The sequence below is a fragment of the Brevundimonas vesicularis genome (genome assembly GCF_044807075.1).
GTDB lineage: Bacteria > Pseudomonadota > Alphaproteobacteria > Caulobacterales > Caulobacteraceae > Brevundimonas > Brevundimonas vesicularis_G.
This window is the reverse complement of sequence record NZ_CP085234.1, coordinates 2,430,243-2,445,775: the sequence shown is the minus strand read 5'-3', so window position 1 is coordinate 2,445,775 and position 15,533 is coordinate 2,430,243. Positions and strand designations below refer to the sequence as shown.

The 15,533-nt window shown below is 66.6% G+C and carries 13 protein-coding genes; 9 read left to right on the top strand and 4 right to left on the bottom strand.

The annotated features are described in order from the left end of the window. Window positions 1-50: 50 nt before the first annotated feature. A complete protein-coding gene (locus tag LG306_RS12260) occupies window positions 51-2,765 on the bottom strand; it encodes an Rne/Rng family ribonuclease (protein WP_404414910.1) in 2,715 nt (904 codons plus the stop codon). Window positions 2,766-3,273: 508 nt separating this feature from the next. Between LG306_RS12260 and LG306_RS12255 the strand changes: the two genes are divergently transcribed. Further along, on the top strand, window positions 3,274-4,449 hold the full coding sequence (locus LG306_RS12255; RefSeq protein ID WP_404414907.1) for an N-acetylmuramoyl-L-alanine amidase: 1,176 nt from the start codon (window positions 3,274-3,276) through the stop codon (window positions 4,447-4,449). Window positions 4,450-4,488: 39 nt separating this feature from the next. Then, window positions 4,489-5,172, top strand: coding sequence for an SDR family NAD(P)-dependent oxidoreductase (locus LG306_RS12250; protein WP_404414904.1), 684 nt, complete (start codon window positions 4,489-4,491; stop codon window positions 5,170-5,172). A 4-nt stretch (window positions 5,173-5,176) separates the two neighbouring features. On the opposite strand, the gene LG306_RS12245 is transcribed toward LG306_RS12250, so the two are convergent. Further along, entirely contained in the window at window positions 5,177-5,845 is a 669-nt protein-coding gene (locus LG306_RS12245; protein ID WP_017506027.1) for a J domain-containing protein, read from the bottom strand. 45 nt (window positions 5,846-5,890) lie between these two features. On the opposite strand from LG306_RS12245, the gene LG306_RS12240 reads away from it, so the two are divergent. From LG306_RS12240 to LG306_RS12210, 7 genes are all read left to right on the top strand, one after another. Beyond that, window positions 5,891-6,187, top strand: coding sequence for a BolA family protein (locus LG306_RS12240; protein WP_404414901.1), 297 nt, complete (start codon window positions 5,891-5,893; stop codon window positions 6,185-6,187). An 80-nt stretch (window positions 6,188-6,267) separates the two neighbouring features. After that, window positions 6,268-8,085 (top strand): response regulator, encoded by a 1,818-nt coding sequence (locus LG306_RS12235; protein WP_404414898.1) that lies wholly within the window; start codon window positions 6,268-6,270, stop codon window positions 8,083-8,085. 124 nt (window positions 8,086-8,209) lie between these two features. Further along, on the top strand, window positions 8,210-8,674 hold the full coding sequence (locus LG306_RS12230; protein ID WP_404414895.1) for an RcnB family protein: 465 nt from the start codon (window positions 8,210-8,212) through the stop codon (window positions 8,672-8,674). A 98-nt stretch (window positions 8,675-8,772) separates the two neighbouring features. Next, the gene (locus LG306_RS12225) at window positions 8,773-10,461 is read left to right on the top strand and encodes a cisplatin damage response ATP-dependent DNA ligase (RefSeq protein ID WP_404414892.1); all 1,689 of its coding nucleotides are present in this window, start codon (window positions 8,773-8,775) and stop codon (window positions 10,459-10,461) included. Between the two features lie 52 nt (window positions 10,462-10,513). After that, window positions 10,514-11,467: a mechanosensitive ion channel family protein gene (locus LG306_RS12220; protein ID WP_404414890.1), complete on the top strand. Its 954-nt coding sequence runs from the start codon at window positions 10,514-10,516 to the stop codon at window positions 11,465-11,467. Further along, window positions 11,467-12,483 carry a threonine aldolase family protein gene (locus tag LG306_RS12215; RefSeq protein WP_404414887.1) on the top strand — a complete coding sequence of 339 codons (1,017 nt, stop codon included), beginning with the start codon at window positions 11,467-11,469 and terminating at the stop codon, window positions 12,481-12,483. Before LG306_RS12220 ends, LG306_RS12215 begins: the two co-directional genes overlap by 1 nt. Window positions 12,484-12,593: 110 nt before the next feature. Beyond that, window positions 12,594-14,444 (top strand): ABCB family ABC transporter ATP-binding protein/permease, encoded by a 1,851-nt coding sequence (locus LG306_RS12210; RefSeq protein ID WP_404414884.1) that lies wholly within the window; start codon window positions 12,594-12,596, stop codon window positions 14,442-14,444. On the opposite strand, the gene LG306_RS12205 is transcribed toward LG306_RS12210, so the two are convergent. Continuing rightward, window positions 14,429-14,908, bottom strand: a complete 480-nt coding sequence (locus tag LG306_RS12205; RefSeq protein WP_404414881.1) for a chemotaxis protein CheE — start codon at window positions 14,906-14,908, stop codon at window positions 14,429-14,431. The two genes, LG306_RS12210 and LG306_RS12205, sit on opposite strands and share 16 nt — an antisense overlap. Beyond that, window positions 14,905-15,456: a PleD family two-component system response regulator gene (locus LG306_RS12200; protein WP_404414877.1), complete on the bottom strand. Its 552-nt coding sequence runs from the start codon at window positions 15,454-15,456 to the stop codon at window positions 14,905-14,907. The genes LG306_RS12205 and LG306_RS12200 overlap by 4 nt, the downstream gene beginning before the upstream one ends. Between the last annotated feature and the right edge of the window lie 77 nt (window positions 15,457-15,533).

Sequence of the window (15,533 nt, the reverse complement as noted above, 5' to 3'; positions counted from 1 at the left end):
CCAACAACGACCGGCCCCCGCCTGTATCCAGACAGTCTAATCGTGACCGATCAGCGGCGCCACCACCCGCGCTTGGGCTTTTCGGGCGGTGCGACGATCTGGTTCGGATCTTCGGCGATGATGGCCTGAACGTCGATCTCCGGCGTGGGGGCGACGAAGGGCTCGGCCAAGACAGCCTCGGTCACTGGAACCGCCGTCGGGGCGGCGACCGGGGCGACCTCGGCCGGTTCGGCGGCCAGCGCCTCGTGCGGGGTCACGTCCAGTTCGACCGGCGCGCCGTGGACCGTGGCCTCGTTCGGCTCGATGGCGGTGTCGGGATGCGGTTCGGTCGCGATCTCGACATTGGCGCTGGCCGACTTGCGGCGCACGCGACGACGCTGAGGCTCGGGCGCGATGGCCGGCGCGGCTGGCTCGACGGCCTCGGTCGGCTCGACCATGACGGCCATCGGGGTCTCGGGCGAGCCGTCGGGCGGCATGCCTTCGTTGGTGGCGCGGTTCTCGACCTTGATCTCGTGGCTGACGGAACCTTCGCCACGGCCGCGACCGCGACGACGGCGACGGCGCGAACGGCCGCCTTCCTCGCCAGAGCCTTCGCCGGCGCCGCTATGGGCGACGACATCCAGACCTTCGACCTCGGATTGAGCGAAGGCGGGGCGTTCAGACCGCTCATGGCGCTCGCCACGTTCCGGGCGACCTTCCGAGCGGCCGGGGTTCAGCGGGTCGAACCAGACATAGGGGTCGTCCAGCGACGGCGTGCGGCCGCGAACCCAGGTGTAGACGTCGCGCTCGCCATCCTCGCGGACGCGGCGACCGCCACGGCGGCCACGGCGACGACGGCGGCCGTTTTCGTCTTCCTCATCGTCAGAGGCGTCGTCGGCGCTGACCGTATCGACGGCGTCGACGTCGGAGGTCTCCTCGTCGCGACGACCGCCGCGACGGCGACGGTTGCGCCCACGACCCCGATCGCGACTGCCTTCATGACGTTCCGAACGTTCGCGCGGTTCGTCGTCGTCGCTGTCTTCGCGATCCAGGGATTCGACGGTGTCGTCATCGTCGTCGGCGATGATCTCCTCGTCTTCGTCCTCATCCTCGTCTTCGTACAGCGAGGCGTCGAAGTCGTCGTCGAGATTGGGCATCTCGATCTCGGGCGCGACGAAGTCCTCATTGGTCTCGGTGCGCTCGATATTGTGTTCGCCCTGACCCAGGCTGTCGTCGATCTGGACGATGACGTTCAGGCCGCGACGTTCCAAGAGCGACTGCAGATAGGCGCGCTTGTGGTTCAGGATGTACAGGCCGACGGCGGTGCAGACCTTCAGCACCACGACGCCCGCGCCGTTCTTGCCGGCCTCGATGTCGACCGCGCGCAGGGTCATCAGAGCCGCGGATTCGGCCGAGCGAATGCGGCCTGTGCCCTGGCAGTGCGGGCAGGCCTCGGTCGCGCCCTCGATCACGCCCAGGCGGCGACGCTGACGGCTGATCTCCATCAGGCCGAAGGGCGAAATGCGGCCCATCTGGATGCGGGCGCGGTCTGAGGACAGGGCGTCCTTCAACACGCGCTCGACGGCGCGGTTGTTCTTGCCCTCATCCATGTCGATGAAGTCGATGACGACGAGGCCAGCGAGGTCGCGCAGGCGCAGTTGGCGGGCGGCTTCCTCGGCCGCTTCCATATTGGTCTTGAACGCCGTCTGTTCGACGTTGCGTTCCTTGGTGGCGCGGCCCGAGTTGACGTCGATGGCCACCAGGGCCTCGGTCTGGTTGATCACCAGATAGCCGCCGGACTTCAGCGGCACGACCGGCTGATGGATCTGCGTTAGCAGTTCTTCAATGCCGTTGGCCGCGAACAGGGGGCGCGAGCCGCGATACAGGTGAACCTTCTTGGCCTGGGCCGGCATCAGCACGCGCATGAAGTCGCGCGCTTCCTTGAAGCCCTCGACGCCCTCGACCTGGATGCCGTCGAAATCCTTGTCGAACATGTCGCGCACGGCGCGGCGGACCAGGTTCTCTTCCTCGTAGATCACCGAGGGGGCGTGAGAGGCGAGGGTGGTCTCGCGGATCGTCTCCCACAGGCGCAGCAGATATTGATAGTCGCGCTTGATCTCGGCCTTGGTGCGCTTGGCGCCCGCCGTGCGGATGATCAGGCCCATGCCCTTGGGCACTTCCAGGGCCGAGACGGCGCTCTTCAGGCGACGACGGTCCGAGGTGTTGGTGATCTTGCGGCTGATGCCGCCGCCCTTGCCGGTGTTAGGCATCAGCACGCAATAGCGGCCGGCCAGCGACAGCCAGGTGGTCAGAGCCGCGCCCTTGGCGCCGCGTTCGTCCTTGACGACCTGGACCAGCAGGATCTGGCGGCGCTTGATGACGTCCTGGATCTTGTAGCGACGCATCAGGCGGCGCTTCAGCCGCTCTTCGTCGGCCAGCGCCGATTCGGGATCGACATCGTCGCCGGTCGATTCGCGGTCGAGATCGTCTTCGTCCTCGTCGTCGTGCGCCTCAGCCATGATGGCTTCACGGTCGGCGACGGGGATCTGGTAGTAGTCGGGGTGGATCTCGTTGAAAGCGAGGAAGCCGTGACGATTGCCGCCGTATTCAATGAAGGCGGCCTGCAGGCTGGGCTCTACGCGGGTGACCTTGGCGAGGTAGATGTTGCCGCGAAGCTGGCGCTTCGCACGGGATTCGAAATCGAATTCCTCAATCTTGCGCCCGTCCACGATGGCGACCCGGGTCTCCTCGGGATGCGCCGCATCGATCAGCATTGTCTTTGACATGGAAAGTCTCTCTCTGGCGCGCGCAGGCCGACCGTCCCGGATCTCCGGACAGGGTCATGGCGGCTCGCCGAATGAAGGTGAGGGCCGGCGCGCGCGACATCCCCTCGCCGAGAACGGCGAAGAAGGCTTGATCAAGCCGTTGGGGAACGCAGGCGGAAAGGCCCATTAAGTCGTCGGTCCTGAACCGGGCGCGCCAATCCCTTGGGAAGGCCGCGTCCCTGGTCCGCTCTTCGAACCATCGGCCAGGCCGGGGCGGTTCTAGGATTGGTGAAAGTCAACGCCGCGAGGAGGGCGCGCCAAGATTCGCAGAGGCGAAATCGGCGCGATCGGTTCGCGAGCGGTCACAGCATAGTCATGCAACGGGAGAATTAAAAGGCGCTCGCCTTAACCCCCTGAATACGAGCCTCTGTCATGATGAGGTTCAAGTAGGCTTAAACTAGGTTCGCCGACGCAGATGAGCGGTCGCGTTTTGACAGGTCTGATGCGCTGGGGCGCGAAGGAGTGGGCGATGACCGCCCTGGCCTTCGTGGTCATCTGCATGGTCGGTCTGTCTGCAACGCGCGGTTTCGCCTGGGGCGCGCAGGGCGATGTGCTGGGGGTGCGCTTCGGCGCAGACGGCGATCGGACCCGCGTCGTCATCGATCTGGACAAGACGGCGCAAGGACGCGTCATCGACGCGGGCGGCGAAGGCCGGGTGGTGCTGGCCCTCAGCGGTGTTGCGCCAGGGCGTGGTCTGAACGGCGGCGGTTCGGGTCTGGTGCGCGCCTATGAGGTCACGTCGTCTGGCGGTTCGTCGCGTGTTCAGCTGGAACTGGCGCGCGGCAGCGAGATCGAGCGGCGCTTCCTGCTGCCGCCCGGCGACGGCGTCAGCCATTATCGTTATGTCGTCGATCTGAAGGCGACCGGGACCGCCACGCGCGCCTCGACCACGCCGGCGCCGCGCGCCAGCGCGCCGCCACGTCGCGCCGAACGCCCCCTGATCGTCATCGACGCCGGCCATGGCGGCAATGATCCCGGCGCCAGCGGCGCGAGCGCCCAGGAAAAGCAGGTCACTTTGGCCGCCGCCCTGGCGTTGAAGGCCGAGCTTGAGAAAAACGGTCGCTATCGCGTGCGCCTGACCCGGACCGACGACCGCTATGTCGATCTCTATCGCCGCGTCTCCATCGCCCGTCAGGCGGACGCCGATCTGTTCATTTCCTTGCACGCTGACGCGGGCGCCGATCCGGCGCTGCGCGGGGCCAGCGTCTATACCTTGTCGGAGCAGGGCGCCGGCCGCGCCGTGCGCGAGTTCACGCGTGGCGACAACTGGCATCGCGAGCTGCATCTGCCGGGGCGCGATCCGTCGGTCGATCGCATCCTGCTAGACATGACCCAGCGCGCGACCCAGAACCGCTCGGCCCAGTTCGCGCGTGTCCTGCTGACCCATCTGGAGGGCTCGGATCATCCTCTGCTTCGCCGCAGCCATCGCGATGCGGGCCTGGCTGTCCTGTTGGCGCCCGATGTGCCGGCCGTGCTGCTGGAAATGGGCTTCATCACCAATCCCGAGGACGAGCGGCTTCTGACCGACGAGCGCGCGCGCCGTCGCCTGATGAAGTCGGTGGCGGACGGGATCGATCGCTATTTCCGCGAGCCGTCGAGCCCGATGATGGCCGCCGCAAACAGCCAGGCCGCCGGTCAGCCTTGATCCGGCGCAACCAAGCCGGCCGTCGCCGGTTTCCGGACCATGAAAAAAGCGATTGTCACGGGCGGATCGGGCCTGATCGGAACGGGCGTCTGTAAGGCCTTGCTGGCCAACGGATGGGAAGTCGCCTCTTTCGACCTAAAACCGGGCGAGGGCGAGGGCGAGGCGTGTCATGTCGACTGCGATCTGGGCGATGAGGACTCGGTCAAACAGGCGTTCGAGACCCTGGGCTGGTCGTCGCTGGACCTGCTGGTCAACAACGGGGGCATCGCCGATCCGGTGAACGGCCCGCTGGCTGAGCTGTCGCTGGCGGACTGGCGCAAGACCATCGACAGCCATCTGACCGGCGCTTTTCTGATGAGCCGCGCCGCCATTCCGCTGCTGAACGAGGGCGGCGCTATCGTGAACATGATCTCGACGCGCGCCTTCATGTCCGAGCCGCACACTGAGGCCTATGCGGCGTCCAAGGGCGCGCTGTTCGCCCTGACCCACGCCCTGGCGATCAGCGAAGGCCCTCGGATCCGGGTCAACGCCATCGCGCCAGGCTGGATTTCGGACGGCGAGGATTTGCGTCCTGTGGATCACAAACAGCATCCGGTCGGCCGCGTCGGCCGCGCCGAGGATATCGCCGGGGCCGTGCTCTATCTCGCCGAAGCGGGCTTCGTCACAGGCCAGGTGCTGACCGTGGACGGCGGCATGACGCGTAAGATGATCTACGCCGACTAGGCCGTCAGGCCAGGCCGGCCTTTTTCAGTGTCTTCCAGGCCTTGATGACGCGTTGCAGCTTGGCTTCGGCGCTGCGGTCGCCGCTGTTGGTGTCGGGGTGAAACCGCTTCAGCAGCTCGTGATACTGAGCCTTGATCTTCGCCTTATCGGCGCCCGGATCCAGATCGAGGTCGGCGAGGGCGGCGCGTTCCAGCTTGCCGATACGGCGGTCCTCGGTCGCGGACTGCGGCGCCTGATCGCCCTTGCGACCGAAAAGGCCGAAGCTGTCGCGCCATGAGCCGGCGCCGGTGGTGTTCGAGGTGCCCATCTTGGCGGCGAAGGCGGCGGCCTCGCGCGTGAACTTGCCGGCCTGCATCTCCCAGGTCGGGCGACCGCCGGTCATGGCCTCGTTTTCCTGGGCGGCGCGGATCTGGCCTTCGCTCATGCCGGCGTAGAAGTTCCAGCCCTTGTTGTACTCGCCGGCGTGCGGCTGGCAGAATTCGTAGAAGTCGTTCAGCCGCTCGCGCGACTTGGGCGCCTTGGCGGCGGCGGCCCGACGGCAGTCGGGCCACTGGCATGGCTTTTCGCCCGGCTTCAGGTGAAGGACGTCGGCTTTCGCCGCCTCTTCCTCGGGCTTGGGCGGCTTCACCCGAATGTCGGTAAAGCGCGGCTTATATTGAAAGGAGGCGGACATCAGCCGAAGTGTAAGCCCGATTGGGACAGCATCAAGGAATCGATCATGTCTGAAGGCCCGGTGGCGACGATTATTCGTGCAAAACTGACGGCAGGGCTGTCGCCCGAGCGTCTGGAGGTCGAGGACGACAGCTGGCGCCACGCCGGACATCATCATGAAGGCGGAATGGACGCCAAGCCTGGCGGCGAAAGCCATTTCAATCTGGTGATCGTGTCCGCCTCTTTCCAGGGGCAGTCGCGGCTGGCGCGACAGCGCGCGGTCAACGCCCTGTTGAAGGACGAGATGGCCGGACCTGTCCACGCCTTGTCCATCAAGGCGCTGACGCCGGAGGAGGCGGGATGAGCGAAAGAACCGCGTTCACACCGTCTTAGAACCTTCGTCTTAGCGTCATGCGACCAAACAGAACGTGGGGATCTGGGCTTATGGTGGAATCAGACGGCGTCGCGAAGGCGCTCCCGGGCGAAGAACGCGCCGGCGATGCGGCTCAGGCGCTGACCGCCATCCTGCAGACGCAGTATCTCCGCTACCTGATCATCGCGTCCTGGGCCGTGGGCCTGCTGGGCACGGTGGGCTTGTGGCCGGCGCTTCTGTGGTTCGGCGGAACCGTCGCAGCTGGATCGCTTCGGGGTCTGGTCGAGCGTCGGGTCAGTCATCGGGTTGGCAAGAACTGGGGCTTGGTCTTCCCGATCGTGGCCACCGTGACGACGGGCGCCTGGGCGATCGCGCCTCTGTTGGCCTGGTTCTCGCCCTCCGAGTTCGGACGCCCTCTCGCGCTCGCCCTGATCATTTCCGGCTATGTGCTGGTTTTCGCACAGCTGCGCAGTTCGCCGCGTCAGGCCGTGATCATCTCCTCGCCCTATGGCGCGGCTGCGACAATCATCCTGTTCAGCCTGTGGGGCACGTCCGAGTTCTGGTCGATGCTGGCGGTTTTGCCCTTCACCGCGGCCGGTCTTTTCGTTCTTGTGACCATGACTCTGCTGCGCGAAGACCGCATCCGGGCGTTTCAGTCCCACCAGGCCCATCTGATCGAAGAGCTCGAGGCCGCCCGCGACAAGGCCAATGCCGCCAACGAAGCCAAGTCAAACTTCCTGGGCGTCATCTCGCATGAGCTGCGCACGCCGATGAACGGCGTGCTGGGCGCCGCCCAGTTGCTTAGCGCGACCCGTCTGGAGGCGACGCAGCGGGAGTATCTTTCGATCATCCGAAACTCTGGCGACAACCTGCTGTCCCTGCTGAACGACATCCTCGACATGACCAAGATCGAGGCGGGCAAGATGAACTTCGAGGTCGTCGACATCATCATCGATGACCTTAACAAGCGCATCACAGGCCCGTTCGAGGCGCAGGCCGAAGCCAAGGGGCTTGAGTTCGTCTCGACTGTGGAAGGCGAAATTCCGACGGTGGTCCGTGGCGATCCGCTGCGGGTCTGTCAGGTCGTGCAGAACCTCTTGTCCAACGCGGTCAAGTTCACAGAGACCGGCCAGATTCACTATCTTGTGCGCGGTCACCGCATGTCGAGTCAGCGCGCGCGTTTCGAATTCATCGTTCAGGACAGCGGGGCTGGTATTGCCGCAGCCGATCTGGAACGGCTGTTCATGCCCTTCACCCAGGTCGACACCTCCTCGACGCGGCGCTTTGGCGGCACGGGGCTGGGGCTGACCATCGCCCGGCGCATGGCCAATATCATGGGCGGCGACATCACCGTGACGTCAAAGCTCGGCGAGGGTTCCTGCTTCACCCTGGAAATCGAGGCCGAGGTCGTCGAATGGGCCAAGCCGGTCGCGGCCGCCGAGGTTCATGCCGAAATCGAAGGCGGCGAGTCGCTGCGCGTCCTCGTGGTCGAGGATCACCCGGTGAACCGCATGATCCTGGAAGCCTGGATGAGCTCGGCCAGCCACGTCACCTCGACAGCGGAGAACGGCCATGTCGCCGTCGATATCGCCAAGGAGCAGCCGTTCGACCTCATCATCATGGATGTGAACATGCCGGTGATGGACGGTTTGACGGCAACGCGTCTGATCCGCGAAGGCGGTCTCAATACCGGCACACCCATCGTCGTCCTGTCTGCGTCGGCGCGCCACGAGGATCACGAGGCCGGTCTTGCAGCGGGTGCGGACGCCTATCTCAACAAGCCGATCGACTTCGGCGCCCTGGCCGCCCTGATGGGGCGCGTCAGCGGCGGGCGCGAGGCTGTGGCGCAGATGGTTGCGCCGCAGCCTGAAACCTCGGTCGCCGCCTGATTGCGGCGAGCCTGTGTTCGGGACATGAACCGCAGCCGATAACGCCGGTTCAGGCTCGCCTCAGTCGCCTTGCTCCATAACTGCACCCAAGCCGACGTTCTTCGGCGCAGATGGAGACACGATCATGAGAAAGATCCTGACCGCCACGATGGCCGCCCTGATGGCCACAACCGCCCTGGGCGCCGCCGGCGCGGCTTCCGCGCAATCCCGCCATGACCACCGCTACGAGCACCGGGATGATCGTCGCGACTATCGTCACGACCGCCGCGACTACCGCCGCGAGCTGCGTGAGGATCGTCGCGAGTACCGCCAGCAACAGCGCGCCTATGCGCGCTGGCAGCGTGCGGAACGTCGCTACTACGCCCCGCGCTATGTCCCGCCGCGCGGCTATGCGGTTCGGACCTGGAGCTATGGTCAGCGGATGCCGTCCTACTACCGGACCAACGCCTATGTGGTGAACGACTACGACCGCTATGGCCTGCGTGCGCCGCCCCGTGGCTATCAATATGTCCGCAGCGGCAATGACGTGGTTCTTTCCGCCGTCGCCGGTGGTCTGATCACCGCCGTGATCGCCGGCTTGTTCAACTGATCCGCCAAGGGTCTGAGATGCGCCCCGGAGGGAAACCTCCGGGGCGTTTTTCGTTCTGAGGAGGACGGCGACGCTTCCGGCGCCCAAGATGGATGACGATGCGCGCCTTCGCCGAGCTACTGGACCGACTGTCCCTGACGGCCTCGCGCAATGCGAAGCTGGTGCTGGTGCGCGATTATCTGAGAGCGACGCCCGATCCGGATCGGGGTTGGGCGCTGGCGGCCCTGACCGGCGACCTGACGTTCGACGCGGCCAAACCGGCCATGATCCGAAAAGCGGTCGAAGGCCGGGTCGACAGCGTGCTGTTCGGCTGGTCCTACGACTATGTGGGGGACTTGGCGGAGACGGTGGCCCTGATCTGGCCCGTGACGCCGGACCATCGGCCGAACCGCGAGCCCGAGTTGGCCGAGGTCGTCGAGGCTTTGAGAACCGCCACGCGGACCGAGGTGCGAGGCCTGCTGGAAGGCTGGCTGGATGCGCTGGAGCCGAAGGGGCGCTGGGCGCTGCTGAAGCTGATGACCGGGGCCTTGCGTGTCGGTCTGTCGGCGCGGCTGGCCAAGACGGCGGCGGCGATGATGCGCCCGGACGCGGTGATGGCGCCGCCTTCGCCGGAGGGGGACGAGGCGCAGATGACGCTGGAAGCGCTCGACGCCTCGGCCATCGAGGAGGTCTGGCACGCGGTCGAGCCGCCCTACGCCGACCTGTTCGCCTGGCTGGAGGGCAGGGCGGAGCGGCCCAGCCCGGATGCGCCCGGCCGATTCCGACCCGTCATGCTGGCCGTCGCCATCGATGAGGCGGTCGATCTGCCCAAACTGTCGCCGACCGACTATGCGGCCGAATGGAAGTGGGACGGCATCCGGGTTCAGGCGGTGCTGGAGGGCGAGGTCCGCAAACTCTATTCCCGCACCGGCGACGAGATTTCGGGCTCCTTTCCAGATGTGATGGAAGCCCTGGCTTTTGAAGGCGCGATCGACGGCGAACTGATCGTGTGGCGCGACGGGGCGGTGGCGCCATTCGGGGATTTGCAGCAGCGGCTGAACCGTAAGTCCGTGGACGCCAAGGCGATGCAGGCCTTTCCGGCGGCGGTCGTCGCCTATGACCTGCTGGCCCAGGACGGCGAGGATCTGCGCAGCCTGCCGCTGCGCGAGCGCCGGTCGCGCTTAGAGACCTTGGTCAATGGTCATACCGGCGAGCGACTGCACCTGTCGCCGGTGGTCGATTATGCCGATTGGGATCAGTTGGCGCGGCTGCGCGCCGATCCGCCCGTCGGGGCGGCGGCCGAGGGGCTGATGCTGAAGCGCTGGGACAGCCCCTATCTGGCCGGGCGACCCAAGGGGCCGTGGTTCAAATGGAAGCGCGACCCGCACGTCATCGACGCCGTCCTGATGTACGCCCAGCGCGGCCACGGTAAACGCTCCAGCTTCTATTCCGACTACACCTTCGGCGTCTGGACGTCGGAAGGCGCGCTGACGCCGGTGGGCAAGGCCTATTTCGGCTTTACCGACGAGGAGTTGAAGCAGCTCGACAAGTTCGTGCGCGATCACACCATCGACCGGTTCGGGCCGGTGCGGTCGGTGCGGGCCGAGCGGGACTTCGGCCTGGTGCTGGAGATCGCCTTCGAGGGGCTGAATCGCTCGACGCGGCACAAGTCGGGCGTGGCCATGCGTTTCCCGCGCGTCAGCCGCATCCGCTGGGACAAGCCGGCGCGAGAGGCCAACACCATCGACGATGTGATGGACCTGCTGGACGCCATCGAAAGCGGCGGCGGACGGATCGCAAAGGCCTGAAATCGGGCTTTCGGGGGTTCCAATCGTCGCGTCAGGCGTTAGACCCGGCCTCATGTCTCTGCCTCTTTCCAACGAAGTCGTCGAAGCGGTGGCTGCGGGCCGCAAGGCCGTATCGGTCGACGCCGCCATGATCGCCAAGCTGACCGACATGGCGGGCGATTTCGCGATCAACCTGACCATCGCCATCCTGATCTTCGTCGCCACCCTGTTTGTGGCGAAGTGGGCGGCCGGCGCAGCGCGCAAGACGCTGTCGCGAGTGCGCGGCTTCCGACATGATCCGACCGTCCTGAGCTTCGCCGTCCAGGTCGTGCGGGTTGTGGTGATCATCATCGGCATGATCGCCGTGCTGCAGCGGCTGGGCGTTCAGACGACCTCGATCATCGCCGTGTTGGGCGCGGCGTCCTTGGCGGTGGGCCTGGCGTTGCAGGGCACGTTGTCGAACGTGGCGTCGGGGATCATGCTACTGGTGCTGCGGCCCTATCGCGTCGGCGACGTTGTCGATGTCGGCGGGATGAGCGGCACGGTGCAGCGACTGGATCTGTTCACGACCCAACTGTCCAACGCCAACAACCACAAGATCGTCATTCCGAACTCCAAGGTCCTGAGCGACCCGCTGACCAATCTGACCGGCCAGCAGACCCGCCGGATCGAGATCAACTTCACGGTCGGCTATGGCGACGATCTGAACCAGGCGCGCTGCGTCCTGGCGGATATGGCCGCCGCACACGACAAGGTGCTGCACGATCCCCATCCCTGGACCGGCGTGACGGGCCTGCTGGACAGCTCGGTGCAGGTGACGCTGCACGCCTGGGTCAAGGTCGGCGACTGGTGGCAGACCCAGGCCGACCTGATGCAGGGCGGCAAGGAGGCGCTGGACGCCGCCGGGATCGAGATTCCGTTCCCGCATCAGGTCGCCGTGCCCTATGGCGATGAGGATGTGGTCCCGGTCGTGCGTGTCCGCACGGTCGAAGACGATACGGCCGATCTGAAGGCGACGAACCGTTGATGCGTTACGATTTCGGCTCCGACAACACCGCCGGCATGGCGCTGAGCGCCATTGAAGGCCTGGTGCGCGCCAACAAGGGATTTGTTCGCGCGTATGGCGCGGACGAGGTCACCGCCCGCGCCGCCGACCAGATTCGCCAGCGTCTGGATGCCGACGCCGAGGTGCGTTTTGTATTCAGCGGGACGGCGGCCAACGCCATCGCCCTGTCGATGCTGGCCCAGCCGTATGAGGCGGTGCTGGCTCACCATGCGGCGCACATCTGCACCGACGAGACGGGCGCGCCGGGCTTCTTCGGTCACGGCGTCGGCCTGATCGGCCTGCCGGGCTTTTCGGGCAAGATCGATCCGCTGGCCCTGCAGGCGCAGTTGGGCGAACCCGAAGTCGGGCATCGTCAGCCGCCCGCCGCCCTGTCGCTGACCCAGGCCACGGAATATGGCTCGGTCTATACCGAGGAAGAACTGCGCCACCTGATCGAACCGGCCAAGGCGCTGGGCTATGGCGTTCACATGGACGGGGCGCGCCTGACCAATGCGGTCGCCGCCGGTTTCGACCTGAAGGACATTCCGCGTCTGGGCGTCGACGTGCTGGTGTTCGGCGGGGCGAAGGCGGGCGCCAACTGCGCCGAGGCGATCGTGCTGTTCGACAAGAGCCTGGCGCGGCGATTGGACAATCGTCTGAAACAGGCGGGCCAGACGTCATCCAAGACCCGGCTGCTGTCGGGTCCGATGCTGGGCTTGCTGGAAAGCGGCGATTGGGAGTCGGGCGGCGCCCACGCCAATCTGATGGCGCAGCGGTTGGCGGCGGGCATCGCGGGGCGGTCGCCCTTCGTCCTGGCCCATCCGGTGGAGGCGAACGCCGTCTTCGTGCGGATGCCGCCAGAGGCGCATGCCCGCCTGAACGAAATGGGCTGGGCCTGCTACGCCTTCGATGACGGTTCGGTGCGCTTCGTCTGTTCGTGGGCGACGCAGGAAGCGGCCGTGGACGAGTTGATCGAGGCAGTCGCCGGTCTGGGCTGAGCGACGAATCCCCGCTTGCGCGCCAGCGTGGCCTTTTCCCGGTCGCATTGGCTTTCCATATGCGGATCATGGCGATGCGAGGCGAACGCTCCGGCGGCAGGCGTGACCCGATGGTCAAGGCGCAGCAGGCAGGGAGCCCACAGGACAAGACGGACGGCCCCCCGACGCTGACGGCGCTGGCGGATCTGGCGCGGCTGGTGGCCAGATCGGGCGCGCCGCACCTGAGATTGCGGCTGATCTCGGCCATCCTGCTGACGCTGGCGGGCAAGGGGCTGGGCGTCATGGCGCCGCTGGTGCTGGGCGCGGCGGTCAACCGTCTGGCGGCAGGGCAGGGCGCGGCGGCCGCCGTCGGCCTGGGCTTTGCGGCCTTCGCCATCGGATGGACCGTGGTGCGGTTCCTGTCGGCTGCGTCGCCCTTAATGTCCGATGTGGTGTTCGCGCCGGTGCGCGCCGCCGCCCAACGCGCGACGGCGGCGGAGGCCTTCGCCCATGCGCTGAGCCTGTCGCTGGATTTCCACCAGACCAAACGCTCGGGCGCCCTGTCGCGGACGATGGACCGGGGATCGCGCGCGGTCGACTTCCTGCTGCGCATCCTGGCCTTCAACCTGGTTCCGACGGGGGTGGAGCTGGTGCTGGCGGCGGGGGTGCTGGGCGCCAAATACGATTGGCGCTTCGCCGCCGTCGCCGTGGTCGTGGTCGTCATCTACACCGCCGCCACCTTCGCCATGTCCAACTGGCGGCTGGAGCATCGCCGGATCATGAATGCGGCCGATTCCGAGGCCGCCGGCGTCTCGGTCGACGCCCTGCTGAACTATGAGACGGTTAAGTCCTTCGGGGCCGAGGCGCGCGCGGCCCAGACCTATGACCGCGCGCTGGGCGACTATGCCGAGGCGTCGCTGAAGGCCAACAGTTCGCTGAACATGCTGAACGGGATGCAGGCCCTGGTGATGAATCTGGGCCTGGGCGTCATGGCGGTGATGGCCGGATTCGAGGCGGCGGCCGGTCGGATGGGACCGGGCGACGTGACGGCGGCGGTGCTGATCATGATCTCGCTGTATGCGCCGCTGAACATCCTGGGCTTCGCCTATCGGGAAATCCGTCAGTCCTTCATCGATATGGAGGAGATGCTGAAGGTGACGCGACAGACGCCGCAGGTCGCCGATGCGCCGAACGCCGTCGCCCTGCCGCGGCCGGTCGATGCGCGCGGGGCGTCGGTAGCGTTCGAGGCCGTCGGCTTCCGCCACGATGCACGGGCCAATGGGCTGGAGGACGTCAGCTTCTACGCCGCGCCGGGCACCACGACGGCGCTGGTCGGCCCCTCCGGCGCGGGCAAATCCACCATCGTCAAACTGGCGCTGCGCCTGCTCGATCCGCAGGAAGGGCGCGTGCTGATCGACGGCCACGATGCGCGCGAGGTGACCCAGGCCTCGCTGCGCTCGGCGGTGGCGCTGGTGCCTCAGGATGTGGCCCTGTTCAACGACACCCTGGCCGCCAATATCGCCTTCGCCCGGCCCGAGGCGGACGAGGGGCAGGTGTGGGCGGCGGCGGAGGCGGCGGAACTGGCCGACTTCATTCGTGGATTGCCGGACGGGATGCAGACCAAGGTCGGCGAACGGGGGCTGAAGCTATCGGGCGGCGAACGCCAGCGAGTGGGCATCGCCCGCGCCCTGCTGGCCGATCCGTGCATCCTGATCCTGGACGAGGCGACCAGCGCCCTGGACAGCCGCACCGAGGCCGCGATCCAGAAGACGCTGCGCAAGGCCAGGAACGGCCGCACGACGCTGGTGGTCGCACACCGGCTGTCGACCGTGGCGGATGCGGACCAGATTCTGGTGCTGACGGCCGGGCGGATCGTCGAACGCGGCGGGCACCACGAACTGGTGGCCCGACAAGGCGGGGAATATGCGGCGCTGTGGCGCAAACAGACGCGCGGCGGAAAGACGCCTCAGATGGCGGACTGACTGGCGGCCGGCAGCTTCTTTCTGACCACCTCTTGCAGGTTCGTCAGGATGGCGGTCCGCGCGGTCTGCTCCTCAGACGGCAGGGCCAGCAACAGCTTCATCGCCTGGGCGTGGACCGTGGCGATGCGCCAGTCGAAACCGCCCTGCCGCGGCGCGGCGTCCAGCAGGTCGCACAGACCCTTCGCCGCCGTGCAAAGGTCGTCCATCGAAAAGGGGCTTGCTGCGTCGATGATCTGGCTGGAGGCGGAATAGGCCAGGTCCAGCCGCATCGGCTCGATCAGGGCCGGATCGGGCTTGGCCAGCAGGACCGCGATATTGTCGCCGATGATGGCGCGGGCCTGATCCTGAAGTCCGTCCAGATTGGCGCGGGCCTGGGCCAGGGCGACACCGACGCTGACGCCGCCGGGGCGATCCAGCATTTCGGACAGGCGGGATTTGCGCTGGGTATGGGTGATGACGGTCATAGGGCCAAGGTCTCCAACCCGTTCGCCTTGCGGATCATGTCGGCGCGACGCTCGACGCCTTCATAGCCGGTATGCCGGAACCGGCGATCGGGGCCCATATAGTCGCCGACCTCCAGGAAAGGCCGGCTGTCGCGCGCGACCCACAGGATGCGCTCCAGCAAAAGGGCCGGGCTGAACGGCTTGGTGATGACGAAGTTGGCGCCGCAGTCGCGCGCCTCGGCGACGCGACCGCGACGAATATGGCTCGCGGTCATGATCACGGGGGTGAAGGTGTTGGGATTGGCGCCAGAGCGACGCAGCCAGCGCACCAGTTCGAAGCCGTCGATGTCGGGCATGTCTGTATCGACGACCAGCAGATCGACGGGCTTGTCGGTCAGCAGCTTCTGGGCCTCGGTCCCCGTGCCGCAGGCATAGGTCGGGCGGATGCCGAAGCCGGTCAAAGCGTTGGAGGTCAGTGTCAGCGAAAACGGCGAATCGTCGACGATCATCGTGATCGCGCCGCCCAGGTTGAAGACGGCGCTTTCGCGCAGAGACTCGCCGCCGCTCATGACCCCAAGGCCCCCGTCTGGCCCGCCGATAGACTCATGGCCGGTCGCAAACCCCGATGCCCCTTAATGAAAGGCGG